The organism is Nocardioides korecus, assembly GCF_054778395.1.
This window is the reverse complement of the sequence record NZ_BAAGZO010000002.1, coordinates 579,205-604,256: the sequence shown is the minus strand read 5'-3', so window position 1 is coordinate 604,256 and position 25,052 is coordinate 579,205. Positions and strand designations below refer to the sequence as shown.

Below are 25,052 nucleotides of genomic sequence, written 5' to 3'. Positions count from 1 at the left end.
CGGTCGCGCACCGTGCTGGAGCGCCTGCTCTCGGCTGACGAGGTGGCCGAGTTCCTCGGGATCCCCGTCTCGACGCTGTACCAGTGGCGGCACCGACGCTGCGGACCGGACGCCTACCGCGTCGGCCGTCACCTCCGCTACGACCCCGCGATCGTGCGGTCGTGGCTCCAGGAACACGGGGTCGATCACGATGGCGTGGGTTGAGCGTCGCGTCCGCAAGGACGCCAACGGCAAGCAGCAGACCACCTATCGCGTGCGGTGGCGCGAGCCCGGCGGGCGCGCGAGGGCGAAGTCCTTCCCACGGAAGGTCGACGCAGACAGATTCAAGGCGAACGTGTCGGCAGACCTGGTTCGCGGCCACTACTTCGATCCGGACGCCGGCAAGGTTCCGTTCGACGAGTACGCCGCGAAGTGGCTTGCGGCTCAGACCTTCGAGCAAAGCACCGTCGAGATGGTCGAGCTTCGTTTCCGACTGCACGTGATCCCGACTCTCGGCTCTCGGAATCTGGCGGACTTCCAACCGTCGACGATCCAGGGGTGGCTGCGAACACTCACTGGCCTCTCGGGCAACTACCAGAAGGTCATCTACGCCAACGTCTCCTCCGTCTTCACTGCGGCAGTCGACGACGGTCTGATCCCCCGCAACCCATGCAAGGCACCTTCGGTCAAGCGTCCGAGGTCGGACCCCAGAAAGCCGAAACCGTGGACCCGTGAACAGGCGATGGCTGTTCGGAAGCAACTGCCCGAGCGCTACCAGCTGGTCATCGACCTCGGCGTCGGCTTGGGCTTGCGCCAGGGCGAGATCTTCGGGCTCTCGCTGGGCGACATCGATCTCAACACGGGCGAGGTCGAGATCAATCGTCAGGTGAAGGTCCTTGGCGGAAACCGCCTGATCTTCGGGCTCCCGAAGGGACGGAAGGTCCGGACGGTTCCTCTTCCCGATGGTGTGTTGGAGCGGATCAACCAGCACGTGACGCGCTTTCCTCCCCGCTCGGTGACCTTGCCCTGGGATCGCACGGACGGAAAGCCACGCACCGTCGACCTGCTGCTCTTCACGCGCGAGACCGGTGCGCTCAACCGGAACTACTTCAACCCTTCGGTCTGGCGTCCCGCGCTCAAACGGGCGGGGTTGGAGGCCAAGCGGCAGAACGGCTGTCACGCATTGAGGCACTTCTACGCGAGCACTTCGCTCGACTCAGGCGAGTCGATCTTGGCTCTCAGCGAGTACCTAGGCCACGCCGATCCGGGATTCACACTCCGGACCTATACTCATCTGATGCCGTCGTCGGCCGAGCGAACGAAGACCGCGATCGACGGGATGCTGGCGGGCGACGCTGTCGAGCTCGACCCCGAGGACGGCGCCGACGGTAGTGAGCCGTGATGCCGCTCCGCTGTGCGTACCCACTGCACCCCTACCACTTCCACGACATGCACGTGCGATGACGTCGTCAGTTGACCCCCGGGCGGTCGATGGCGACCGTCTCTGGCGGGAGTCCCCACTCGTTGCGACCCAGCCGTGACAGTGGCTGCAACCGACCGAATGCGGGGTGGCTGTCCTCGAGCACCTCGGTGCGGACGGTGATCGTGACGACATTCCCGAAGACAACGGTCGAATCACCGAGTTCGATGGTCGAGTGGAGGGTGCACTCGAGTGACGCCGGTGAGTCGGCGACTCGGGCGGGCGACACTCGCTCACTCGGTTCCATCTTCACGCCCACCGCTGCCGCTTCGTGGACCTCGGGCTCGAACGGCGCGCTGGATCCGTTGATGAGTGCGAGCATCGGGAGGCTGGCCATGCTGACCACGAACTGGCCCGTGGCCTCGACGTTGCGCAGGGTGTCCTTGTTGCCGACGGAGGTGAATTGGATTATCGGCGGCCGGGCGCATGCCACCGTGAAGAACGAGTGGGGAGCGAGGTTGCCGACACCGTCGCGGGACACCGTCGAAACCCAGGCAATCGGCCGGGGCACCACGAGTGCCGTGAGTAGCCGATAGGCGTCGACATCTTCGTCGCCCGGGACGAAGACCCGTCTGGTCGACGTCACCGCGCCGCCGCCAAGATCCGGTGGTCGCGTCGACCGAGCAGCCGTTCGGCGCCGGCGACGTCGCCGTACTCGAGGCAGCGGCGTACCTCGGTCGACGAGCACGCCGTGTCGCCGTCGCGCACCAGGCCGACCGGATGGACGCCGAAGCCGTGGGCCTCGCCGGCCCGGCGAAGGAAGGCGACGTCGCCCTTGCCGCCTTGCCCACAACGGAAGTTGTCACCCACGACGAGGTCGCGCACACCCAGGCGCCCGACCAGGCCGTTGGCCACGAATTCCTCCGCCGACACGGCCGCCAGCTCGTTCGTGAAGGGCAGCACGACAACAGCGGCCACACCGAGCGACAGCGCGAGATCCACTCGGTCGTCGATGCTCAGCAACTGTCGCGGAACGCGGTCCGGAGCAACGACCGCGAGGGGGTGCGGGAAGAAGGTCACCAGGACCGGGGGGAGTGCCCACTTCCGACCGCTTACGCGAGCCGCGTCCACGAGCGCCACATGTCCGCGGTGGAACCCGTCGAAGACGCCCATGGTCACCACCGAACCGGCCAGGGGCTCCACGGGCCAGCCCTGGAACACCTGCCCCGTCATCATGCGCCCAGCTTCGACGGGTGGGTGGCGAGCGGGGTGACCTGGATGCTCATGAAGGGGAAGAGCGGCAGGCTGGCGAGAAGGTCGTGCAGGGCATCGTTCGACTCGACGTCGAAGATGCTGACATTGGCGTACTCCCCGACGATCCGCCAGAGCTCCGGCCAGACGCCGGACGCCTGCAGGTCGAGGGCGCGGGCCTTCTCCCGGGCGACCAGGTCGGCACGCACTTCGGGGTCGAGGTCGTGCGGGATGGCGACGTCCATCCTCACGTGGAACAACATGTTCATTCCCCTCTGATCAGGTGGGTACGACGCAACGCTGCCACGGCGTTGAAGTCAAGGTCCACGCCGAGCCCCGGACCTTCCGGCAAGTGCAACCGGCCACCGGCGTACCTCAACGGGGTCTGGAGGATCTCCTCGGCGAAGAGCAGCGGCCCGAACAGTTCGCTCCCCCAGGTAACTCCCGGGGCAGCACACGCCAGGTGCAGCGATGCGGCGGTGCCGATGCCTGTCTCGATCGAGGTGCCCCCGTGGCACGGGATGTCGGCAGCCGCGGCGACCGCGACGATGTCGCGGGACCGGCGAAGACCACCGACCTTGGTGGTCTTCATCGACCAGACGTCGGCGGCCCGGAGCCGCACGAGACGGAGGGCGTCGACCGGCGTACGGAGACTTTCATCAGCCATCACAGGGATTGGGAGCCGCGCGTTGATCTCGCCAAGCGCCTCAACCTGCTCACCTGGCACCGGCTGCTCGATCAGCTCGACGCCCGCGGCTGCCAGACGGGGCAGGTAGGTGAGTGAGGTGTTGAGGTCCCACCGCGCGTTCAGGTCGACGCGTACGCCGGCAGAACCGGCCAGCTTCTCGGCGATCGCACAGACCCGACGAGTGTCCTCCTCAGGCTCGAGTGCGCCCATCTTCAGCTTGAAGGAGCTGTGCTCACCGGCGTGCAGCTTGGCCAACGCCTCGTCGACGACGACCTCCTCCGGCTCGGCGCCGAGCGCCCAGGTGACGTCGATGCTGGTCCGGGCCATACCGCCGAGCAACGTGTGCACGGGTACGCCGAGGCTGCGCGCCCAGGCGTCGTGCAGGGCAACCTCGACCGCGGTCTTGGCATAGAGGTTGGCGTTCACACGGTCGGAGACGTCGCGCCAGATCGCCTCGATGTCGTCGACCCGACGACCTATGAGCAGCGGAGCGACGTACGTGTCGATGGTGACCTTCATGGACTCCACCGACTCACCGCCCCACCAGGGTCCACCGGGGACGACGCCCTCGCCGACCCCGACGACACCGGCCCGGGTGTGCACGAAGGCCAGCAGCACGGGCTGCGCATCCATGGTGACGCGGGCGAACTTGTGCGGCCGCTTGAGGGGCACGTCGATGATGACGGTCTCGACGCGCTCGATCCGCAGATCGTCGTGGGAGACGGACATGGGGCTGCCTTTCATGGAGCTGGAGACCGCCTGCGGGACCGAGGTGTCAGTCCCGCAGGCGGAGACGTGGGTCAGGCGGACTCGAGCACGAAGTCGTACGTCGACCGGCGGATGCCGGTGCCGTCGTCCTGCGGGTCGATGATCAGCTCGGGCTTGGTCGCCTCGGCGACATCGGAGTCCAGCCACTCGCCACCGGCGAAGTAGAGCTGGGTCGTGATCGGCCGGTGGCCCTCGGCGCGCACCTGGATGTGGAGGTGGGCCGGACGCCACGGGTGCCACCCCGCGGCGCCGATCAGCTGACCAGTCGGGCCGTCGGTCGGGATCTGATACGGCGCGGGCTGCACCGTCTCGATCGCGAACCGGCCCTCGTCATCGGTGACCACGACACCCCGCAGGTTGCCCTCGGGGACGTGCGGCGCGAAGCCCGAGTAGTAGCCGTCGGCGTCGGCGTGCCAGATGTCCACCTCGGCGCCACCGAGCGGCGTACCGTCCAGGTCGCGCACCTGTCCGCTCAGCACGAGCGGGGTGCCCTTCTCGTCATCGCGTCGGGGCAGCTTGCAGGTCGAGCCGAGCCTCACCTGGTCGGGCAGGAAGTAGGGGCCGAGGATCGAGCCCTTGGTGCCCTGCTGCGAAGCCGCGACCTGGGCCTCGACGGCGTGCTCGACGAACACGTCCATGAACAGCGGCCATTCGCCGCCTTCACCGACGGCCATCAGCCACGCCTTCGCGGCCTGGAACTCCGGGTACGAGACGTCGTGCTTGGCGATCGCGTCGTGCACGCCCTTGAGGACGTCGGTGACGATCGCGGCGACGCGCTCCGGAGGGGTGTCGGCGATCTCCTGGCTGGAGGCGGATGCCTTGAAGTTCTCGCTCGCGTTGGCGCCCGAGCCGGCCGCGGTGGGTGATTCCTGCGTGGTGGTCATGGTGCTCTCCTTGGATTCTTCAGTCACCGGTTGAGGATGCGGCTGACGTCGGTCGGGTTGATCAGGTCGGGCACGGTCCAGCCGTCGAGGTCGTACTCCGCCATCATTGACTCGGCGAAGCCCTTCATCGCGTCGGTCTCTCCCTGCGCCTCGGCGGCGAAGAGGATCTCGGCTTTCACGTTCTCGTGGTTGCCCGAGTAGTTGCGCTCGTAGAGCTCGTGACGGCCGCCGAACTCGGAGCCGACGGCGTCCCAGAGGGCCTTCATCACCTTGACGCGGTCGACCGCGTCGTACCCGTTGGAACCGCGGACGTACTTGTCCAGGTAGGGACGGATCTCGGGGGTCTTGAAGTCCACGGCGTTGGAGTTGAGGTAGATCAGGCCGGACGCGACGTCCTGCATGATGATCTCCTTCACCCGGGGATAGGCCTCGATCATGAGCTGGCGGTAGACCAGGCCGTAGTCGAGCTTCGGCAGCACGGTCCCGTTCGGGCCTTCGTCGGGGTTCAGGGCCATCGCGTCAGCCAGGGCCCGGAACGTGTTGCGGTAGCCGATGACCTCACCGACACGGGTCTGCACGCCGCGGAAGTCCTTGCTGCCCGTCGCCTCCAGCGCCTTGAGCAACAGGCCCGCGATGAAGTCCAGCTTCACCGAGAGCCGGATGCAGCCGTGGAAGGTGAACCGGGGGATGAAACCGGACTGCGGGAAGAAGCCGTTGATCTTCTCCGGGTCGCCGTACGCGAACACGTTCTCCCACGGCACCAGCACCTTGTCGAAGACGAAGATCGTGTCGTTCTCGTCCATCCGGCTCGACAGCGGGTAGTCGAACGGGCTGCCCATCACGTCGGCGGCCATCGTGTACGACGGTCGGCAGATGAGCTTGACGCCCGGGGCGTCCATCGGCACGGTGCAGACGATCGCGTACTCCTTCTTCTTGATCGGGAGTCCGTAGTGCGCGATGAAGTTGTAGTTGGTGATCGCCGAGCCCGTGGCCACCACCTTGGCGCCGGAGACGATGAGACCGGCGTCGGTCTCCTTCTCCACGCGCATGAACACCTCGCCCGCCTCGTCCGGGGGCAGGTTGCGGTCGACCGGCGGGTTGATGATCGCGTGGTTCCAGTACAGGAGGCGCTCCTGGCTCTCCTTGTACCAGCGCTTCGCGTTGTCCTCGAACGGCTGGTAGAACTCGCTGTTGCCGCCGAGCGTGCCCAGGAAGCTGGCCTTGTAGTCGGGGCTGCGGCCCATCCACCCCCACGATTGACGTGCCCAGGCCTCGATCGCGTTCTTGTCCTGCACCAGGTCCGCGGAGCTGTGCGGCGCCCGGAAGAACGGGTGGGTGAACCCCCCGTTGCCGGTGTCGGTCGGCACCGTCAGCACGCCCGTGCCCTTCACGGCGTCCTCGTGGAGAGCGTCGTAGAGCCGGGCCGTCATCCGCACCGGGTTGCGGAAGGCCGGGTGCTCGGTGACGTCCTTGACGCGCTCGCCGTAGATCCAGATCTCCCGGTCGTCGCGGATCGACTCGATGTACTCGTCACCGGTCATCGGCCGGACCTCGTTGAGTCCCTCCTCGACGGTGCTGAGCTTGCGTTCCTGGGTGGCGGTCATGATGTTCCCTTCGGTGCATGGGGATGCGGTGAGTTGCGGGGTCAGCTCAGACGCGGGTGGCGTTGCCGAGCGGGGTGAACTGCGCGGTGGCGTCGAACCAGCCGTGGTCGGGGTTGTCGATCGACCCGTTCCAGGCGACGCCGATCTCGAGCGGGCTGAGGTGGCGGAAGACTCCGCCGTGGAAGAGCAGCGGGTCCCGTCCGGGGATCCGCACCTCCTCGACCTCGCCGATGACGATGAGGTGGTCCCCACCGTCGTAGGTGCGCCAGGGCCGGCACGAGATCGTCGCGGCGGTTCCTTCGAGCACGGGGGCGGTGTGTCCCACCGCCCAGGCGGGGGTCTCGGCGGCCGGTCGGCCGGCGAAGTGCCACGCCACGTCGAGCTGGTCGGCGGCCAGCACGTTGATCGCGAACGGTCGCCCGTCCAGGAACTGGCAGGCCCTGGAGGTCCGGCCGAGAGTGACCTGGGCCAGCGGCGGGTCGAGCGAGACGGCGGTGAAGGCATTGACCGTGGCGCCGTGAGGTTCGCCCTCCTCGTTGGTGCAGGTCACCACGGTGACTCCCGTGGCGAACTGCCCGAACGCGTCCCTGAGCTCCCGTGGCCCCATGTCACCCACCTCCGTGATGTACGCTGTGCGTACTGTCTGCACGCTTTGCGTTCACAACAGACAGTGCTCCTCGTCACACCCCGAGTCAACGGGGGTTAAGGCCCCCACCGATACCCAGTTCCACCCCATTGGGAGGTCAGGGATATGAGTCAGCAACCGGTCGACGTCAACGAGCGCGACATCATCCAGAGCATCGAGCGCGGCTTCGCCGTCTTGCTGACCTTCGACGCCGAACTGCCGAACCCGACGCTGGCGGAGATCGCCGCGAGGACCCGCTACTCACGTCCCGCCGTACGCCGGATCCTGTTGACCCTGCAGCACCTGGGGTACGTCGTCGGCACCGGGACGCGCTGGTCCCTGACCCCGCGCGTGTTGACGATCGGGCAGCACTTCGCCGCGACCCACGGCATCGTCGAGATCGCCCAGCCGCACCTGCTGCGCCTGGCCGAGGCCACCCAGGAGTCGGCATCGCTGGCCCAGCTCGACGGGATCGATGTCGTCTACGTCGCGCGGGTTCAGGTCCGCCGCGTGCTGAGCATCGCCGTCGACGTCGGCAGCCGGGTCCCGGCGCACGCGACCTCGATGGGGCGCGTCCTCTCGGCCTGGGCTCCGGCCGACCAGGTCGCGGCCGTGATCGACGCAGGCCTGCCCAGGTTGGCGGAGAAGACCATCACCGACTCGGTGACCTTCCGCCAGTCCCTGCACGACGTACGCCGTCAGGGCTATGCGGTGGTCGAGTCCGAGCTCGAGGACGGACTGCTGTCGGCCTCCGTCCCGGTCTGGGACGCGCACGGTGACGTCGTCGCCGCGCTGGCCTACTCGAGCACGGTGGGCCGCATCACGGCCGAACGCATCGTCGCCGAGGTGGTGCCACTGATGCTCGAGACCTCCGACGCGATCCGTCGCGACCTCGCCGCGACGCCGACCACCCGCCAGACTCTGGCGCCCAATTCCCGCGACGGCTTCTACTGATGAGTGAGCGCGACCAGCAGCTCCAGCGCGCGCGCGAGCACAGGTGACTCGTCGCCCTCACGCGTGGCAGCCGACAGCTCGACCTTGACGCCTCCGGTGAGTGGCCGGTACGTCGCTCCGGCGACCCCGAGCGCGGAGACCGGCTCGGGCACGATCGCGACGCCCAGGCCGGCCGCGACGAAAGTGACCAAGGTGGACGTCTCCCCCACCTCCTGTCGGATGCGCGGCGCGAAACCCGCGTCACGACACAGGCCGAGCACCAGCCCGTTCATCACCGATCGCCCCTGACCGGCGTGCACGATGAAGTCCTCGTCCTTGAGGTCGATCGCGCGCACGCGCTTGCGTTCGGCGAGGCGATGTCCGTCCGGCAGCGCGACGATCAGGCCCTCCATACGTAGCGACGTCACCACAAGTCCAGACTCATCCACGGGCGGCCTGAGCAGGGCCAGATCGATCGCTCCGGCGAGCAACGCGGTCGCTTGGCCCGGCACCAGCATCTCGCCGCGGAAGCTGAAGTCGACGGCCGGCAACTCCTCGCGCAGGGCGCGGGCCAGGCTCGGCAGCAGGCTGTACGTCGCCGACCCGACACAGCCGACCACGAGCCGGCCTTCGAGCCCGGCGCCGATCCGTTGCGCCTCGGCGCTGGCGGCATCGACCGCAGCGAGGACCTCGCGCGCCCGCTGCAGGAACGCCACGCCTGCGTCGGTCAGGTCGACCCGGCGCGTGGTGCGGTGCAACAGCTCCACCCCAAGCTCCGCCTCGAGCTGACGCACCTGCTGGGACAACGGCGGCTGGGCCATGTGCAACCGCGCGGCGGCCCGGCCGAAGTGCTTCAGCTCGGCGACCGCGACGAAGTACCGCAGATGTCGGAGTTCCACCAGCCCATACTTGCAGAGTTTCAATCAAGCCGAAATGGATACTTCTCCATATCGTTCACTCCACCTAGCGTGACAGTCATGACCGATGTCGTGATCTGCTCCCCGCTCCGGACCCCCGTGGGCCGGCATGCCGGCGCACTCTCCACCCTGCCCGCCAGCGACCTGGCTGCTGCGATCCTCACCGAGCTGGTGCGCCGGACCGGGCTGACCGAGGGCGACGTTGATGACGTCATCCTCGGCCAGTGCTACCCGAGCGGCGAGGCACCGGCGATCGGGCGGACCGCGGCGCTCGACGCCGGCCTCGGCACCGGCGTACCTGGCATCCAGATCGACCGCCGGTGCGGTTCGGGCCTGCAGGCGGTCCTGTACGCCGCCGGCATGGTCGCGACCGGATCGGCCAAGGTCGTCGTCGCCGGAGGGGCCGAGTCGATGTCGCAGGTCGAGCACTACGCCACCGGGCTTCGCACCGGCGTCCGCAGTGGGGACATCAACCTGATGGATCGTCTGGTGCGAGCCCGCGAGACCGCCGGCGGGCGAAACCACCCGGTGCCCGGCGGCATGCTGGAGACGGCCGAGAACCTCCGCAGGCAGTACGACATCTCCCGCGAGGAGCAGGACGAGCTCTCGTTGCGCAGCCAGCACCGTGCTGCCGCCGCCCAGGACGCAGGCCGCTTCGCCGACGAACTGGTGCCGATCACGGTGCCCGGCGGGCGCGGCAAGCCCGACCTCGTGATCGACCGCGACGAGCACCCCCGGGCCGGGACGACCCTCGACCAGCTCGCCGCACTGACGCCGGTACGACTGGCCCTCGACCCGTCCTCGACGGTGACGGCCGGCAATGCGAGCGGCCAGAACGACGGTGCGGCGATGTGCGTGGTCACCACGATCGACGAGGCGGAGCGCCTCGGCCTCGACCCCCTGCTGGCACTGCGGTCCTGGGCGGTTGCCGGTGTCGGCCCGGAAGTGATGGGCATCGGCCCCGTCCCCGCAACAGACGCCGCGCTGGAACGTGCCGGACTGACGCTCGACGAGATCGACGTCATCGAGCTCAACGAGGCCTTCGCGGCCCAGGTGCTGGCCTGCCTGCGCGAGTGGAAGGTCGACCCACTCGACGATCGGCTGAACCCGAACGGCTCCGGGATCTCCCTGGGCCACCCCGTGGGCGCCACCGGTGCGCGAGTCCTGGCCACCCTCACCCACGAGATGCGCCGGCGCGAAGCCCGCTTCGGTCTCGAGACGATGTGCATCGGCGGCGGGCAGGGACTGGCCGCGGTCTTCGAGGCAGTCCGATGACCGCCGTCTCCGTGCACCGGGTCGTGACCGGCCGCGAGGACGGACCCGTCGTCGTGCTCTCCAACTCGCTGGGCTCGACGATGGCGATGTGGGACGCGAACCTCGAGGACCTCGAGGGCCACTTCCGGGTGGTGCGCTACGACACCCGCGGCCACGGCGGATCCCCTGTCCCCGAGGGCCCGTACGACATCGACGACGTGGTGGACGACGTGGTCGCCCTGCTCGACGACCTCGGGGTCGAGCGCGCTCACTTCGTCGGGCTCTCGCTCGGCGGGATGACCGGAATGCGCCTCGCGGCGCGCGAGCCCGACCGGGTGGACCGCCTGGTGCTGCTGTGCACCGGCGCCCATCTCGAACCGTCCTCGGCGTGGCACGACCGCGCCGGACTCGTTCGCTCGGACGGCACGAACGCCGTGGCGGAGGCCGTGGTCGCCCGGTGGTTCACGCCCGCCCTGCTGGCCTCCGACCCCGACCTCAAGAAGTCCAGCGAGGCGATGGTCGCCGCGACGCCGGCCGAGGGCTACGCCTCCTGCTGCGAGGTGATCGCGTCGATGGACCTTCGACACGACCTGCCCTCGATCAGCGCCGCGACGCTCGCCATCGCGGGGGCCGACGACCCTGCCACTCCTCCCCCGCACCTGGCCGAGATCGCTGAGCACGTGCTCGACGGACACCTGCTCGTCGTACCGGATGCGGCGCATCTCGCCAACGCCCAGCAGCCCGGGACCATCAACCCGGCGATCATCGAGCACCTGACCCGGGAGCGGCCATGAGCCTCAGCAAGGTGGTCGCCAGCGCGGCCGACGCGGTCGCCGACATCCCCAGCGGCGCCAGCCTCGCCGTCGGAGGCTTCGGACTCGTCGGCATCCCGTGGTTCCTGATCGAGGCGCTGCTGGAGCAGGGCGCCGATGACCTGACCATCGTGTCCAACAACTGTGGCGTCGACGGCGCAGGTCTCGGGCTGCTGCTCGAGCAGGGCCGGATCAGCCGGGTCATCGCGTCGTACGTCGGGGAGAACAAGGAGTTCGCCCGTCAGTACCTCTCCGGCGAGCTCACCGTCGAGCTGACTCCGCAGGGCACTCTGGCCGAACGGCTACGCGCCGGTGGTGCCGGCATCGGCGCGTTCTTCACCCCGACCGGCGTCGGCACGATGGTGGCCGAGGGCGGTCTGCCGTGGCGCCACCACCCCGACGGCACCGTCGCGTTGGCGTCGCCGCCCAAGGAGGTGCGGACCTTCCACAGCCGCGAGATGGTGCTCGAGGAGGCCATCGTCACCGACGTCGCATTGGTCCGCGCGGCCATCGCCGATCGAGCCGGTAACTGTGCCTTCAACGCCTCGGCCCGCAACTTCAACCCGCCGGCCGCGATGGCCGGGCGCCTCACCATCGTCGAGGCTGAGCGGGTCGTCGACGTCGGCGAGCTGCGTCCCGACGACGTCCACCTGCAGGGCGTCTTCGTCCAGCGCGTCGTCGAACTCACCGCCGAACAGGCCGCTCACAAGGACATCGAGAAGCGGACGACCCGCGAGAGGGTGAACTGACATGGCCCCGAACAAGACCGAGCCGCACGGCTGGTCTCGCGACCAGATGGTTGCCCGAGCGGCCCTCGAACTCGAGGAGGGCTCCTACGTGAACCTCGGCATCGGGCTGCCGACCCAGATCCCCGATCACCTTCCGCCCGGTTCGTCGGTGACCCTCCATGCGGAGAACGGGATCCTCGGCGTCGGCCCCTTCCCGTACGACGACGAGGTGAACCCCGACCTGATCAACGCCGGCAAGCAGACCGTGACCGTGCTGCCAGGAGCGTCGTTCTTCGACTCGGCCGCCAGTTTCGCAATGATCAGGGGCGGCCACATCGACGTAGCCGTCCTCGGCGGCATGCAGGTCTCGACCGCGGGCGACCTCGCCAACTGGATGGTTCCGGGCTCCATGGTGAAAGGAATGGGCGGTGCGATGGACCTGGTCACCGGAGCCGCGCGCGTCGTCGTACTCATGGAACACGTGACGAAGTCCGGCGCCCCCAAGTTGCTTCGCGAGTGCACGCTCCCCCTCAGCGGATGCCGCGTGGTCGACCGGATCATCACCGACCTGGCCGTGCTCGACGTCGCCCATGATGCGTTCGAGTTGGTGGAGCTGGCGCCGGGCGTGACGCTCGACGAACTCGTCGCGGTCACCGACGCGCCGATCATCTCGACGACACCGGTGGCGGTGTGAGCCCGATGGACCTCGAAGCGCGCGTACGCCGCCTGGAGGACCTGCACGAGATCGGGCAGCTTCGGGCGAAGTACTGCCAGTACCTCGATGACGGGCGCTGGGACGACCTCATCGAACTCTTCACCCACGACGGCGCCTTCATCGGACTCTCCACTGTCCGCGGGCACGCCGATCTACGCGCCTTCTTCGCAGGCCTGCGCGACGGGCCGCTGCGCGAGTGGTGGCACTTCAGCAGCAACGAGACGATCGAGCTCGACGCAGACGTCGCGACCGGCCAGACCTGGCTCGACCAGCCCTGTGTCGTCGAGGGTCAGCCCCACATCGCAGCTGGCCGGTACGCCGACGCGATGCGCCGCTGCGAGGACGGGCGATGGCGGTTCGAGGAGAGGCGTGTGTCGTTCTTCTTCTGGTCTCGCGTCGAGGCGGGGTGGTCGCCCGGCCGATTCGACTGGGAGCCCGCCCGGGTCGCGGCCGACCAGCGGACCATTGATCGCTTGCCACCGGTTCCCGAGGGGAGCTGAACATCGATCCACCGTCGGCGCTCAACACCGATCGTGCTCGTCAGCCGAGGATCGGACGGCGGTGCTCGGTCTGCTCGTTCATTCGGGCCTGCATGGCGGTTTCGACTCGTAGGCAATTCCGTGGCCGTGGCCCGCAACCCGCTCAGGAGGTAGGCGTGCTGCACCAGGTACTCACCGTGCTTGGCCCGCTGTGGGCAACTTCGGCAGATCGCCGCCGAAGCCGACCAGCTGACCAGCTGACCAGGGACAAGGTCGCAGCGCGTGGCGCAATCGGCGGTGCCTGAGTGTCGGCCGTCAGGGAGCCGGACGCCACCGGAAGCACCGGCAACACACAAGATGGCCCAACCTAGGATCTGCCGCCTCGCCGTCCTGAGCCACCTAGGGACATCTCAGTGAGGTTCCGATGATCTGCAGGCAGAGAACGGGAGCCCATCCGAGTGCGTACCCAATGCACCCCATGAGCTCTCGTAGACGGTGTTTCCGCAGGTCAGCGCCGTGATGTATTCACTACTACGACATCTGAGCCGACCGGCTCAGGAGCACCGAGGAGCCCCGGGGATCTGCCCCCCGGGGCTCCTCGTGCGTCCGGGGTCAGGTCAGCTCGTCGATGAGCAGGGCGCGGGCGACCGCGTCCTCGACCGAGGTGGGGTGCACCAGCTGGAGGCGCTCGAGGTACGGCGTCACGTGCTCCGGCACCTGCTCGCCCGCGGTGAGCAGGCGCAGGACCCGTTGCGAGGCCGGCGCCCCCTCGGCGCCCGACGCCAGGGCCTTGACCGCGTCCAGCGCCGAGTGCACCGACGGGGTCCGTCCCGCGCGGGACGCCGTGCTCCGGATCGCGGTGAGCACGAGCTCCACGCGGGAGAGGCGGGCGGAGCGGCTCTTGACCTCCTGGAGCGCGGTCGCGAGGGTCTGCTCCAGCGGGGTCATGTCGGTGCCGAAGGGGAACGGCGGCAGCAGGTCCCGGGCGGGTGAGAGCCGGCGGTCCAGCTCCTCGGGGGTGTTGTGCCGGTGCGCCTCGGGGATCTCGTAGCTGCGCTCGATCCGTCCGGAGTCCATGGCCTCGTCGAGCAGCTGCTGCTGGAAGCGGGAGTCCGCCACGGCGAGGGTGCGCTTGGCGACCTCGCTGTCGGTCTGGGCCCGCAGGTCCGCGATGCCGTACTCGGTGATCAAGATGTCCCGCAGGTGGCGCGGGATCGTCGTGTGCCCGTAGGCGGAGACGATGTTGCTGGTCGCCGAGCCGTCCGCCGCCTGACGGGCGGCCCGCACCATCAGGATCGACCGACCGGTGCTCAGCTGGTGGGCCATCGTGACGAAGTTGAACTGCCCGCCGACGCCGGAGACCACCCGCCCGTCCTCGAGCCCGTCGGAGGCCACGGCGCCGCCGAGCGTGGCCAGCATGCCGGTGTTGACGAAGCGCGCGTCGTGCCGCTGGGCGGTGTAGAGCGCCGGGTCGGCGTCGAGCTGGTTGACCTTGTCGACGCCGGTCATGCAGATGGTGTCGCGCTCCTCCGGGGTCATGTCGCGCAGGCCCTGGTAGAAGTCGCGCGGGCCGAGGAAGAACCCGCCGTGCAGCACGATCCCGCGGACCAGCCCCGACGTGCCGAGGCACTCCTGCGCCAGGACCTGTCGGGAGTGCGGGTCGGCGAGGTTGGCGACGACGCGCTCCCCGCCGGGGGTGACCACGTACCCGGCGTCGTAGGTGGTGGCGTCGGCGAAGAACCCGTGGCGCTTCAGGATGTCGAAGTCCCGGGTGCGCAGTATGCGCACGCCCCGGGCCTCGAGGGCCTCCAGCGTCTCCAGGGTCGGTGCCCGGGTGGGGTCGTACGTGCCGTCGGTGACGAGCTCCTGGAGGGCCCAGAAGTCGTAGACCGCGCGGGTGAGGACCCCGGCGCGCATCAGGTGCCAGAAGCCGTCGACGAACATCTCGCTGGCGCCGTACAGCCCCCGCTCGAAGGGCCCCGTGCCGCCGACCCGGCTCACCAGGTCGCCGTGGTGGGCCAGCACCCCGGTGCGCTCGAGCACCGACCGGTAGGCGGCGTTGTCGCGGTGGCGGAGGGCGAGCGACTGCACGATCGCGTCGCCCAGGGCGCCGATGCCGATCTGCAGCGTGCCGCCGTCGCGCACCAGGGCCGAGGCGTGCAGGCCGATCGCGTAGTCCGGTGTCGTCACCGGCTGCTTGGGCGTGGAGAACAGCGCCGTGGAGTAGCGCGGGTGGTCCACGACGAGGTCGAACGACTCCGGTCCGACCTCGGCGTCGTTGCCCATGTACGGCAGCTGCTGGTTGACGACCCCCACCACCGCGATCCGACGCTCCCCGGCCGCCTCGGCCGCGCGCATCAGGCCCAGCAGCTCGATGCTGGTGTCGGGGTTGCACGACAGGCTGTAGCGGACGCCGTCTGAGCCCCCGGGGCCCCCGGGGCCTTCACGCCCCTCGCGCTTGGCCACGGCCTGCATGGCCACGTTGCAGCCCTGCTCCATCAGGTCGCGGGCGGCGAAGGTGTAGTTGGTCGAGATGTAGTCGCGCTGCGCACCGGGGTCGTGCAGCCGGCTCCCGGGCCGGAAGTAGAACTCCAGCACCCGCACGTTGGGCGGCAGCTCCCCGGCCGTGACCGCCCGGGCGTAGTCGAGCTCGACGACGCCCGCGAAGACGCGGTCGAGCAGCGGCTGCAGGAAGGCCGTCTCCAGCCCGGGTGCGGGCACCGGGACCTCGAGCGACAGCGCCGTCAGCAGGGTCAGGCGGAGGGAGGGGTCGGCCTTCGCGCGCTGGAAGAGGGCGTTGACGAGCTCGGGAGGCTTGCCCAGCCCCAGCGGCAGACCGACCCGGAGGTCGGTGCCGACACGCTCGATGATCGCGTCGACGCAGGCGTCCACGTCGTCGAGCACCACGGGCCGGTGCACGGGTGCCGTCACGGCAGGTCTCCTTCGGGGCCGGTCGTCGACACCATGGCACCTCCTCGGTCACCACGTCAGCCGGATCGCTGACCCGGCGGGGCGGGTGTGCTGGAACGGCTTGACGAAGTTCGAACACATGTTCGATGCTAGGCCCATGTCGTCCTCCCGGTCCGCCCAGCTCGACCCGGGTCGGCCGGTGCTGGAGCAGCTCCGGGAGCGGGTGGCCGCGCTGGAGCGGCGACCCGCCAAGGACCCGGTGCCCGTGCTGCCCGGTCTCACGGACGTGCTGCCCCTGCACGCGGGGTCGACGTACGCCGTGGACAGCGTCTCCCTGGCCCTCGCCGCGGCGGCGGGTGCCTCGCAAGCGGGCTCCTGGGTCGGCTTCGCGGGCTACCCCGACTTCGGCGCCGAGGCGGCCGCCGCGCTCGGCATCGAGCTGTCGCGCACCGTGCTCGTCCCCGACCTGGGCGAGCACTGGCTCGAGGTCACCGCCGCCCTGGTCGACGTGCTGCGCGTGGTGGTGCTGCGTCCCCCGGCCTCGGTCAGCGAGAAGAACGCGGCCGTCCTGGACTCCCGCCTGCGTCACCGCTCGTCGGTGCTCGTCGTGCACGGTCGCTGGCCCCGGGTCGAGGCCCGGTTGAGCACGGTGGAGACCGCCTGGGCGGGCCCGGGCACCGGCGACGGCCAGCTGGAACAGCGCCGCACCGGGGTGCTCGTGCACCGCGGTGCGCGGCCACCGCGCCGGGTGGACCTGGGGTGGCCGGGGATCGAGGTCCTGGACCGCCCTGGGGTCGAGGCCCCGGAGGTCCGACCGGCGATCGGCTGGGCCTAGTGCGCGTCATGGTCGTGTGGTGCCCCGACTGGTCGGTGGTCGCCGCGCTGGAGGAGGCCGGGGCACCCCTGCGCTCCCCCGCCGCCGTGCTCCACGCCAACCTGGTCGAGGTCTGCAACACCCCCGCCCGCCGGGAGGGCGTCCGTCGGGGGCAACGCCGTCGCGACGCCCAGGCAGCCTGCCCCGAGCTGCTGGTGCTGCCCGCCAACCCCGACCGCGACGCGCGCGCGTTCGAGCCCGTCCTGGCCACGGTGGAGGAGCTGCGCCCCGGCGTGGCGGCCCTGCGGCCCGGACTGCTCGCCGTGCGCGCGCCGGACCGGTGGTACGGCAACGAGACCTACGCGGCGGCGACCGTGACCGAGGCGCTGGTCGGGTGCGGGGTGCGCGACGTGCGCCTCGGCGTCGCCGACGACCTCTTCACCGCCGAGCAGGCCGCCCGCACCGCCGACGCGCAGTCGTGGACGGTCGTGCCGCCCGGCCGGTCCCCCGACTTCCTGCGCGGGCTGCCCGTCGCCGTCCTGGCCGACGACGGCGCCCAGGGACGCGAGCTGGTCAGCCTGCTGCGGCGCCTGGGCATCAGCTCGCTCGGGGGCCTGGCCGACCTGCCGGGCGAGGCCGTGGGTCACCGGCTGGGCGCGTACGGCGCCGCGGTGCGCCGCCGGGCTCGGGGCGAGGACCAGGCCCTCTTCGCCGCGCGCACCCCTCCGCCCGAGCTCGACGCGGAGGTCGCGTTCGAGCCGCCGCTCGACTCGGTCGAGGCGATCACCTTCAGCGTCCGCACCACCGCCGAGCGGTTCGTCCACCAGCTGACCACGCGCCAGCTGGTCGCCACCGGGGTGCGCGTGGAGGCCGAGTCCGACGGTGTGGTCTGCTCCTCGCGCGTGTGGATGCACCCCCGCCACTTCGGTGCCCGCGACCTGGTCGACCGGGTGCACTGGCAGCTCCAGTCGGCGGAGGTGGGCGGCTCGCTGCGCGCCCGGAAGGACTCCGGCGGGGTGCGCGCGCCCGTGGAGCGGATCCGGTTCGTGCCCGAGGTCGTCGAGCCCGCCGCCGCCCACGGCGAGACGCTCTGGGGCAGCGCGTCGGACGACCTGGTCGAGCGCGGGGTGGCCCGGGTCCAGGGGATGATCGGGTTCGACGCGGTCGTGCGCCCCGTGCTCCAGGGCGGACGCAGCCCCGGCGCCCGGCAGGCCCTGGTCCCGTGGGGCGAGCGCGCCGTCGACCTGCGACCGCTCGACCGGCCCTGGCCGGGCCGGGTGCCGGGCCCGGCGCCCGTGCGGGTCTTCGCCGACCCCCCGCAGGCCGAGGTCGTCGACCGGGCCGACCAGGACGTGCGCGTCACCGATCGTGGGGTCGTGACCGGCGAGCCCGCCCGCTTCCGGGTCGGGGGGAGCCGGCTGCCGTGGCAGCCCGTGCACGCGTGGGCCGGGCCGTGGCCCACCGACGAGGCGTGGTGGTCGGGCGGCGCCGGGCTGTCGGCCCGCTTCCAGGTCGTGGGCGCCGACGGCCGCGCCTGGCTGCTGCTGCGCAGCCCCGACGGCTGGTCCCTGGAGGCCGCGTATGACTGACCCCGCCCCCGTGGCGCGTCGCAGGAGGCACTGATGGGCTGGAACAACCCGGCCATGCACTGGGCGGAGCTCGAGCGGCGCCTGAGCGGGCTCCCGGGGGCCGACGACGCCCCGGTCTCGCGACGCAAGCGCGCCCCGACGGCCGACCCGTCGGTCGAGCGGCCGGCGGGCGTCACGCCGTACGCCGAGCTGCACTGCCACAGTCACTTCAGCTTCCTCGACGGCGCGAGCTCCCCGGCCGCGCTCGTCGAGGAGGCCGTGCGCCTGGGGCTGCACGCGCTCGCGATCACCGACCACGACGGCTTCTACGGTGCCCCCGCGCTGGCGGAGGCCGCGGCGGCGTACGACCTGCCGACGGTGTACGGCGCCGAGCTGTCCCTCGGCCTCACCGGACCGCAGAACGGCGTGCCCGACCCCGAGGGGAGCCACCTGCTGGTGCTGGCCCGCGGCGTCGAGGGCTACCACCGGCTCGCCGCGGCGATGACCGACGCCCACCTGCGGGGGGACGAGAAGGGGCGCCCGGACTACGACCTCGAGGAGCTGGCCGCGCGCGGACGCGGGCACTGGGTCGTGCTCACCGGCTGCCGCAAGGGCGCCGTGCGCCAAGCGCTCGAGACCGGCGGCGAGGAGGCGGCCGCCCTGGCCCTGGACCGGCTGACGGCGCTGTTCGGCCTGGAGAACGTGCTCGTCGAGCTCTCGCCCCGCCCCGGGGCCGGACCGACGAACGCCGTGCTCGCCCGGCTCGCCGAGGTCCACGGCCTCGACGTCGTCGCGGCCGGCAACGCCCACCACGCCACGCCCCAGCGCCACCGGGTGGCCTCGGCGGTCGCGGCCGTGCGGGCCCGTCGCAGCCTCGCCGAGCTCGACGGCTGGCTCGACCTGTCGGGGTCGGCCCACCTCCGCAGCGGCGCCGAGACGGCCGCCGCGCTGGCGGCCCACCCCGGCGCGGTCGCGCGGAGCGTGTCGCTGGCCGACGAGCTGGCCTTCGACCTGCGCAAGGCCTCCCCCGCCCTGCCCAAGCGGCAGATCCCCGCCGGCCACACCGCCGACTCGTGGCTGCGGGTGCTCGCCGAGCGCGGCTTCGCCGAGCGCTACGCGGGCGAGCCTCACGAGCAGGAGGCCCGCGAGCGAATCGAGCACGAGCTGCTGGTCGTCGCCGAGAAGGACTTCGCCGGCTACTTCGTGATCGTCCACGACATCGTCGCGTTCGCGCGGGGTCGCGGCATCCTGTGCCAGGGGCGGGGCTCGGCTGCCAGCTCCGCGGTCTGCTACGCCCTCGGCATCACCGCCGTCGACGCCGTCTTCTACCGCCTGCCCTTCGAGCGGTTCATCTCCGCCCACCGCGACGAGGAGCCCGACATCGACGTCGACTTCGACTCCGACCGGCGCGAGGAGGTGATCCAGTGGGTCTACGAGACCTACGGGCGGCACAACGCGGCGCAGGTGGCCAACGTGATCGCCTACCAGCCCCGGATGGCGGTGCGCGACGCCGCCAAGGCGCTGGGCTTCTCCCAGGGGCAGCAGGACGCCTGGTCCAAGCAGATCGACGGCTGGAAGGCCGTGGTCACCGGGGATGCGGGCGATCCCGAGGCCCACGACGTGCCGCCGCAGGTGGTGGCCCTGGCCGAGGAGCTGATGGGGGCACCGCGCCACCTGGGCATCCACTCCGGCGGGATGGTGCTCACCGAGCGACCCATCGGCGAGGTCTGCCCCATCGAGCGGGCCCGGATGGACAACCGGACGGTGCTGCAGTGGGACAAGGACGCGTGCGAGTCGATGGGCCTGGTCAAGTTCGACCTGCTCGGCCTGGGCATGCTCGGGGCCCTGGACCACACCATGCGGCTGACCGAGGAGCACCTGGGCGAGAGGTGGACCCTCGCGACGATGCCCAAGGAGGAGCCGGCGGTCTACGACATGCTCTGCCGGGCGGACTCGATCGGGGTCTTCCAGGTCGAGAGCCGCGCGCAGATCGGCACGTTGCCACGGTTGCGCCCCCGCGAGTTCTACGACCTCGCCATCGAGATCGCGCTGATCCGCCCCGGCCCGATCCAGGGCGGCGCGGTGCACCCCTACGTCCGGCGGGCGACCGGGCAGGAGCCGATCACCTACGACCACCCCGAGCTCGTCCCGGTCCTGGAGCGGACCAAGGGGGTGCCGCTGTTCCAGGAGCAGCTGATGGCGATGGCGGTGGCGCTGGGCGACTGCAGCCGCGACGACGCCGACCTGCTGCGGCGGGCGATGGGGTCCAAGCGCGGGGTCGAGCGCATCGAGTCGGTCAAGCACACGCTGTACGCCGGCATGGAGCGTCGCGGCATCACCGGGGACCTGGCCGACTCGATCTACGTCAAGATCCTGTCGTTCGCCAACTTCGGCTTCGCCGAGTCGCACGCACTGTCCTTCGCGCTGCTCGTCTACGCCTCCTCGTGGTTCAAGCTGCACTACCCGGCGGCCTTCCTGGCCGGTCTGCTGCGCAACCAGCCGATGGGGTTCTACTCCCCCCAGTCGCTGGTGGGCGACGCGCGGCGCCACGGGGTCGACGTACGCCGGCCCGACGTCACCCGCTCCCAGGCCCAGGCCGACCTCGAACCGACGCAGGAGGGACAGGACCCGGTCGCGACCGGGCTCGACGCGTGCCGCCAGCCACGCTTCGAGCGCGTCGAGTGGGTGCCAGGCACGCCCGACCCGGTGCCCGCCCACCGGCGCGACGGCGGGCTCGCCGTGCGGATGGGACTGGACTCGGTGCGCGGCATCGGCGCGGACGTGGCCCGACGCATCGTCGCCGCCCGCGAGGACGCCCCCTTCACCGGCGTCACCGACCTGTCCCGGCGCGCCGGGCTGACCTCGACCCAGCTCGAGGCGCTGGCCACGGCCGGGGCCTTCGACGCCTGGGGGCTCGACCGGCGCGAGGCCCTCTGGGCGGCCGGCTTCTCCGAGACCGCCGACCACCTGCCCGGCACCACGCCGGCCCCCGCCGCGCCCACGCTGCCCGGTCTCAGCGAGCCCGAGATCACCCTGGCCGACCTCTGGGCCACCGGGGTCTCCCCCGAGCGGCACCCGGTCGAGCACCTGCGCGAGGAGCTCCGTCGCGCCGGTGTCCGCTCGATCGCCGACCTCGCCACCACGGAGTCGGGCCGCCGGGTGCACGTGGCCGGGCTGGTCACCCACCGCCAGCGGCCCGGGACCGCCATGGGCGTCACCTTCCTCAACCTCGAGGACGAGACCGGGATGCTCAACGTGGTCTGCTCGATCGGGGTGATGAAGGTCCACCGGCAGGCCGCGCGCAACCGGGTCGCCGTGGTGGTCCGCGGCCGCCTGGAGCGCAACGAGGGGGTGGTCAACCTCCTGGCCGACCGGGTGGAGGGCCTCGACGTCGTCGTCCCGGGTGCCGGGGCGGCGCTCCAGGCCCGCGCGTCCTCGCGCGACTTCCGCTGACGTCGCGGGGCGTGCCGTCCCCGGGCCGGCTCAGAACGCGTGGGCCATCAGCTCGCCGAAGAGCTCGTGCTCGTCGACCGCGAGCCCGCGCGCCCGGAACCACCGGCACACGTTGGTGCAGTCGCGCAGCAGGAAGTCCGGACCCGCCGGGTTGCCCACCAGGTCCACCACCTGCGGCAGGTCGATGACGACCAGTCGCGGGCCGGCGGCCAGCACGTTGTACGCCGACAGGTCACCGTGCACGAGCCCGTGCCGGACCAGCTCGGCCAGCACGTGCACCAGCTGGTCGAAGTAGGACCGGAGCAGGGCGGGGTCGGGACGGGTCTGCGCCAGCCGCGGTGCGCTCGCGCCGTCCACCTGGATCCACTCCATCAGGATCTCGGTGCCGTCGATCTGCACCGGGTAGGGCACCGGCAGCCCGAGTCCGTGCAGCCGGACCAGGGCCTCCCACTCCGCCCAGGCCCACTGACCGGCCGCGACCGCGCGGCCGTGCTGGGACTTGCGGGCCAGCGCCCGGGCGTCGCGGGTGTTGCGGGTCCGGCGACCGGCGGTGTAGTCGCCGGAGGGGTGGAAGTCCCGGTGCTCCTCCCCGCGGTAGCGCTTCGCGGCCATCACCACCCCCTGCTCGGGCTCGTGCGGGTCGGCCCGCTCGAGCAGGAAGACGTCGCCCTCCTTGCCGGTCTTGAGGATGCCGAGGTCGGTGTCGACGGCGCCCTGGGAGGTCACGACCCAGTCGGGTCGCGGCTCGGGTCCGCGACTGAGCGCGTCGACCGAGGACCAGGTCGACCAGCGTCGACCGGTGCCCTCGATCTCGTCGTAGGCGGTGAAGTCGAAGACGAACCCCGGGTCGAGTTCGTCGAGGGGGGACGGGGTCGGTGGGTCAGCGGGTGGGAACGCGTCCTGGTGCGGCATGGCGGTGGGTGCTCCGGAGGCTCGAGAGGGTGGCGAGGGGCAGGCCGACGACGGTCATGGTCGGACCACCTCCTCTCGTCCGGGCACCGGCACCTCCGGTGGCTCGGTCCCAGGGTGGCGGTGCGGGGGCGCGGTCGGCAACGGGTTTTCGTCCGCCCCGGCGCGTGGGACGTAGGCTGGGCGCGATCTCGATGACCCCTCCCGACGACGCCCGGCCACGCCGACTCCTCCTGGTCGTCGACGCCCCCTCGTTGCTGCACCGCAACCACCACGCCCGGGCGCACACCCGGATCCTGGACCGCTCGGGACGCCCGGTCTGGGCGCTGCACGGCATGCTCCGCCAGATCCTGGAGTGCATCGACCGCTTCGCCCCCGACGCCGTGCTGTTCGGCCTCGACGACCGCACCGCCTCGCGCCGGCGCGAGCGCTACCCGCTCTACAAGGCCGGCCGGGCGCCCAAGCACCCCGAGCTCGTGGAGCAGCTGGAGCGGGCCGGCGCCCTCCTGGGGGCGCTCGGGCTGGCCACCCTGACGCCGGAGGGCCTGGAGGCCGACGACGTCAGCGCCTCCGGGGCCGCCTGGGCGGCTCGCCACGGCTGGGACTGCGTCATCGTGACCTCCGACCGCGACGCGTTCGCCCACATCGGCCCGCACACCCGCGTCCTGCGCCTGATCGACGGCGGGATCGCGGGCTCGCCGCTGCTGGACCCCACCCGGCTCCGCCTGATGTACGCCGTCGACGCCACGAACTACCTCGCGTTCGCGGCGCTGCGCGGGGACGCCAGCGACAACCTCCCCGGCGTCACGGGCATCGGCGAGAAGGCCGCGGTCGCGCTGCTGGACGTCGCCGGCGACATGAGGTGCGTCTGGGCCGACGTCGAGCACGACGAGGGCCGCTCGCTGGTGGCCGCGCTCGACGCCCAGGCCGCCGAGACCGGGGGTCGACGCCTCGGCGCCGGCGTCGTACGCCGACTCAGCGCGCCCGGCGCCCGCGAGCGCTACGACTTCAACGTCGAGCTGATGTCGGGCCACGCCGACCTCGACCTCGGCCTCACCCCGGACCGCCCGGGCACACCGGGGCTGCTGCCCCTCGACATCGACCGGGTCACCCGGGTCGCGGGCTTCTTCAACGTCGAGGCCACCACCGACCTGGCCGTCCGCGTCCTGACCGGCGACCCCGCCTCGACGGCGTGACCGGCCCGGGCGCGACGTAGCCTGCCGCCATGGACCGCCACGGCACCCGCGACGACATGACCGTGCACGAGCAGCAGCCGTTCAACGCCGAGAGCAGCCTGGCCGCGCTGGCCGACCCGGTGACCCCCAACGACGCGTTCTACGTCCGCTCGCACGGGGAGGTGCCCGACCTCGACCCGGCGGCGTGGCGGCTGCGGGTGCACGGCGCCGTGCGTCGAGAGCTGGAGCTGTCGCTGACCACCCTGCGCGAGGCGTTCGAGGAGCACACGGTCACCGCGACCCTGCAGTGCGCCGGCAACCGTCGGGCCGGCCTGGTGGCCGTGCGCGACATCCCGGGCGAGGCCCCCTGGGGTCCCGGCGCGACGGGGACCGCGACCTGGACCGGCGTACGGCTGGCGGACGTGCTGGCCCTGGCGGGTCCGGACGAGGAGGCCCGCCACGTCGGGCTCGTCGGGGCCGACACCTGCCCCGAGGCGGAGCCCGAGCAGCGCTTCGGCGGCTCGATCCCGCTGGACAAGGCGTGGCGCCACGAGGTCCTGCTCGCCTGGGGCATGAACGGCGAGCCGCTCCCGCCCGTGCACGGCGCGCCGCTGCGACTGGTGGTCCCGGGCTACATCGGCGCCCGGAGCGTGAAGTGGCTGGACGAGGTCGAGCTGCGCGCGACCGCGTGGCCGGGCTTCTTCCAGCACGTGGTCTACCGGCTGCTGCCCGAGGACGGCACGCCGGGCCCCGGCGCCGGCACGCCGCTGGGGCTGGTGGCGCTGAACTCCGACGTGACCTCGCACCGCGGCGGCGACCGGGTGGCCGCCGGAGTGGTCGAGCTGCGCGGCCACGCCTTCGCCGGCGGCGACCGCTCGGTGGCCCGGGTCGACGTCTCCTGCGACGGCGGCGCGTCGTGGGCCCAGGCCGAGCTGCTCGAGGACCTCGGTCCGTGGGCGTGGCGGCAGTGGCGCGCCGAGCTCGACCTGGCCCCGGGCGAGCACGAGGTCGTCGTGCGCGCCTGGGACTCCTCGGCGGCCACGCAGCCCGAGGACGAGGCCGGCCTGTGGAACCCCAAGGGCTACGTCAACAACGCCCGGCCCCACGTGCGGCTCCACGCGCAGGGGTGACCGGCACCCGCAGGCGGGTGCCGGTCACCGCACCGG

The 25,052-nt window shown here is 71.3% G+C and carries 23 protein-coding genes; 13 read left to right on the top strand and 10 right to left on the bottom strand.

From position 1 onward, the window contains the following. Nucleotides 1-12 precede the first annotated feature (12 nt). Together ACYVDA_RS06130 and ACYVDA_RS06125 are read left to right on the top strand one after the other, a co-directional pair. Nucleotides 13-204, top strand: coding sequence for a helix-turn-helix transcriptional regulator (locus ACYVDA_RS06130; RefSeq protein ID WP_460816046.1), 192 nt, complete (start codon nt 13-15; stop codon nt 202-204). Further along, entirely contained in the window at nt 191-1,381 is a 1,191-nt protein-coding gene (locus ACYVDA_RS06125; RefSeq protein ID WP_460816043.1) for a tyrosine-type recombinase/integrase, read from the top strand. Before ACYVDA_RS06130 ends, ACYVDA_RS06125 begins: the two co-directional genes overlap by 14 nt. A 67-nt stretch (nt 1,382-1,448) precedes the next feature. Here the strand turns inward: ACYVDA_RS06125 and ACYVDA_RS06120 are convergent, their stop codons facing one another. The 7 genes from ACYVDA_RS06120 to ACYVDA_RS06090 all read right to left on the bottom strand — a co-directional run bounded on the left by ACYVDA_RS06120 (nt 1,449) and on the right by ACYVDA_RS06090 (nt 7,201). Continuing rightward, nucleotides 1,449-2,045 (bottom strand): flavin reductase family protein, encoded by a 597-nt coding sequence (locus tag ACYVDA_RS06120; RefSeq protein ID WP_460816040.1) that lies wholly within the window; start codon nt 2,043-2,045, stop codon nt 1,449-1,451. Beyond that, the gene (locus tag ACYVDA_RS06115) at nt 2,042-2,635 is read right to left on the bottom strand and encodes a hypothetical protein (protein ID WP_347209107.1); all 594 of its coding nucleotides are present in this window, start codon (nt 2,633-2,635) and stop codon (nt 2,042-2,044) included. The genes ACYVDA_RS06120 and ACYVDA_RS06115 overlap by 4 nt, the downstream gene beginning before the upstream one ends. Further along, nucleotides 2,632-2,913, bottom strand: a complete 282-nt coding sequence (gene catC, locus ACYVDA_RS06110) for a muconolactone Delta-isomerase (protein ID WP_347209108.1) — start codon at nt 2,911-2,913, stop codon at nt 2,632-2,634. Before catC ends, ACYVDA_RS06115 begins: the two co-directional genes overlap by 4 nt. Before the next feature lie 2 nt (nt 2,914-2,915). Beyond that, nucleotides 2,916-4,067, bottom strand: coding sequence for a muconate/chloromuconate family cycloisomerase (locus ACYVDA_RS06105; protein ID WP_460816037.1), 1,152 nt, complete (start codon nt 4,065-4,067; stop codon nt 2,916-2,918). 71 nt (nt 4,068-4,138) lie between these two features. Further along, a complete protein-coding gene (gene catA, locus ACYVDA_RS06100) occupies nt 4,139-4,990 on the bottom strand; it encodes a catechol 1,2-dioxygenase (RefSeq protein WP_349804038.1) in 852 nt (283 codons plus the stop codon). Between the two features lie 23 nt (nt 4,991-5,013). Continuing rightward, nucleotides 5,014-6,594: a 4-hydroxyphenylacetate 3-hydroxylase family protein gene (locus tag ACYVDA_RS06095; RefSeq protein WP_460816032.1), complete on the bottom strand. Its 1,581-nt coding sequence runs from the start codon at nt 6,592-6,594 to the stop codon at nt 5,014-5,016. 46 nt (nt 6,595-6,640) lie between these two features. After that, complete coding sequence (locus ACYVDA_RS06090) at nt 6,641-7,201, bottom strand: flavin reductase family protein (RefSeq protein WP_460816029.1); 561 nt, start codon at nt 7,199-7,201, stop codon at nt 6,641-6,643. Nucleotides 7,202-7,345: 144 nt separating this feature from the next. Here ACYVDA_RS06090 and ACYVDA_RS06085 point away from each other — a divergent pair, with 144 nt between their 5' ends. After that, a complete protein-coding gene (locus ACYVDA_RS06085; protein ID WP_460816027.1) occupies nt 7,346-8,173 on the top strand; it encodes an IclR family transcriptional regulator domain-containing protein in 828 nt (275 codons plus the stop codon). Here ACYVDA_RS06085 and ACYVDA_RS06080 read toward each other — a convergent pair. Then, entirely contained in the window at nt 8,167-9,051 is an 885-nt protein-coding gene (locus ACYVDA_RS06080) for a LysR family transcriptional regulator (protein ID WP_460816025.1), read from the bottom strand. The genes ACYVDA_RS06085 and ACYVDA_RS06080 overlap by 7 nt on opposite strands. A gap of 78 nt (nt 9,052-9,129) precedes the next feature. Here ACYVDA_RS06080 and ACYVDA_RS06075 point away from each other — a divergent pair, with 78 nt between their 5' ends. Genes ACYVDA_RS06075 through ACYVDA_RS06055 form a run of 5 tightly spaced genes read left to right on the top strand, consistent with a single transcriptional unit; the run spans nt 9,130 to nt 13,078 of the window. Then, nucleotides 9,130-10,344 (top strand): acetyl-CoA C-acetyltransferase, encoded by a 1,215-nt coding sequence (locus ACYVDA_RS06075; protein WP_460816023.1) that lies wholly within the window; start codon nt 9,130-9,132, stop codon nt 10,342-10,344. Next, the gene (pcaD, locus tag ACYVDA_RS06070; RefSeq protein WP_460816021.1) at nt 10,341-11,117 is read left to right on the top strand and encodes a 3-oxoadipate enol-lactonase; all 777 of its coding nucleotides are present in this window, start codon (nt 10,341-10,343) and stop codon (nt 11,115-11,117) included. Before ACYVDA_RS06075 ends, pcaD begins: the two co-directional genes overlap by 4 nt. Beyond that, on the top strand, nt 11,114-11,884 hold the full coding sequence (locus ACYVDA_RS06065) for a CoA transferase subunit A (protein ID WP_460816018.1): 771 nt from the start codon (nt 11,114-11,116) through the stop codon (nt 11,882-11,884). The genes pcaD and ACYVDA_RS06065 overlap by 4 nt, the downstream gene beginning before the upstream one ends. A 1-nt stretch (nt 11,885) precedes the next feature. After that, nucleotides 11,886-12,557, top strand: a complete 672-nt coding sequence (locus ACYVDA_RS06060; protein WP_460816015.1) for a CoA transferase subunit B — start codon at nt 11,886-11,888, stop codon at nt 12,555-12,557. Between the two features lie 5 nt (nt 12,558-12,562). Then, nucleotides 12,563-13,078 (top strand): nuclear transport factor 2 family protein, encoded by a 516-nt coding sequence (locus ACYVDA_RS06055; RefSeq protein WP_347209135.1) that lies wholly within the window; start codon nt 12,563-12,565, stop codon nt 13,076-13,078. A gap of 591 nt (nt 13,079-13,669) precedes the next feature. Here ACYVDA_RS06055 and ACYVDA_RS06050 read toward each other — a convergent pair. After that, nucleotides 13,670-15,988, bottom strand: a complete 2,319-nt coding sequence (locus tag ACYVDA_RS06050; protein ID WP_460816011.1) for an acetyl-CoA hydrolase/transferase C-terminal domain-containing protein — start codon at nt 15,986-15,988, stop codon at nt 13,670-13,672. A gap of 136 nt (nt 15,989-16,124) precedes the next feature. Between ACYVDA_RS06050 and ACYVDA_RS06045 the strand changes: the two genes are divergently transcribed. Genes ACYVDA_RS06045 through ACYVDA_RS06035 form a run of 3 tightly spaced genes read left to right on the top strand, consistent with a single transcriptional unit; the run spans nt 16,125 to nt 21,802 of the window. After that, nucleotides 16,125-16,802: a hypothetical protein gene (locus tag ACYVDA_RS06045; protein WP_460816008.1), complete on the top strand. Its 678-nt coding sequence runs from the start codon at nt 16,125-16,127 to the stop codon at nt 16,800-16,802. An 8-nt stretch (nt 16,803-16,810) separates the two neighbouring features. Beyond that, on the top strand, nt 16,811-18,370 hold the full coding sequence (locus ACYVDA_RS06040; protein ID WP_460816135.1) for a DNA polymerase Y family protein: 1,560 nt from the start codon (nt 16,811-16,813) through the stop codon (nt 18,368-18,370). Nucleotides 18,371-18,403: 33 nt separating this feature from the next. Then, on the top strand, nt 18,404-21,802 hold the full coding sequence (locus tag ACYVDA_RS06035; RefSeq protein ID WP_460816005.1) for an error-prone DNA polymerase: 3,399 nt from the start codon (nt 18,404-18,406) through the stop codon (nt 21,800-21,802). 30 nt (nt 21,803-21,832) lie between these two features. Here the strand turns inward: ACYVDA_RS06035 and ACYVDA_RS06030 are convergent, their stop codons facing one another. Continuing rightward, nucleotides 21,833-22,714, bottom strand: a complete 882-nt coding sequence (locus ACYVDA_RS06030) for a serine protein kinase RIO (protein WP_460816001.1) — start codon at nt 22,712-22,714, stop codon at nt 21,833-21,835. A gap of 191 nt (nt 22,715-22,905) precedes the next feature. Here ACYVDA_RS06030 and ACYVDA_RS06025 point away from each other — a divergent pair, with 191 nt between their 5' ends. Both ACYVDA_RS06025 and ACYVDA_RS06020 read left to right on the top strand, forming a co-directional pair. Beyond that, a complete protein-coding gene (locus ACYVDA_RS06025; protein ID WP_460815998.1) occupies nt 22,906-23,907 on the top strand; it encodes a 5'-3' exonuclease H3TH domain-containing protein in 1,002 nt (333 codons plus the stop codon). Nucleotides 23,908-23,936: 29 nt separating this feature from the next. Then, entirely contained in the window at nt 23,937-25,016 is a 1,080-nt protein-coding gene (locus tag ACYVDA_RS06020; protein ID WP_460815996.1) for a sulfite oxidase, read from the top strand. Nucleotides 25,017-25,052 lie beyond the last annotated feature (36 nt).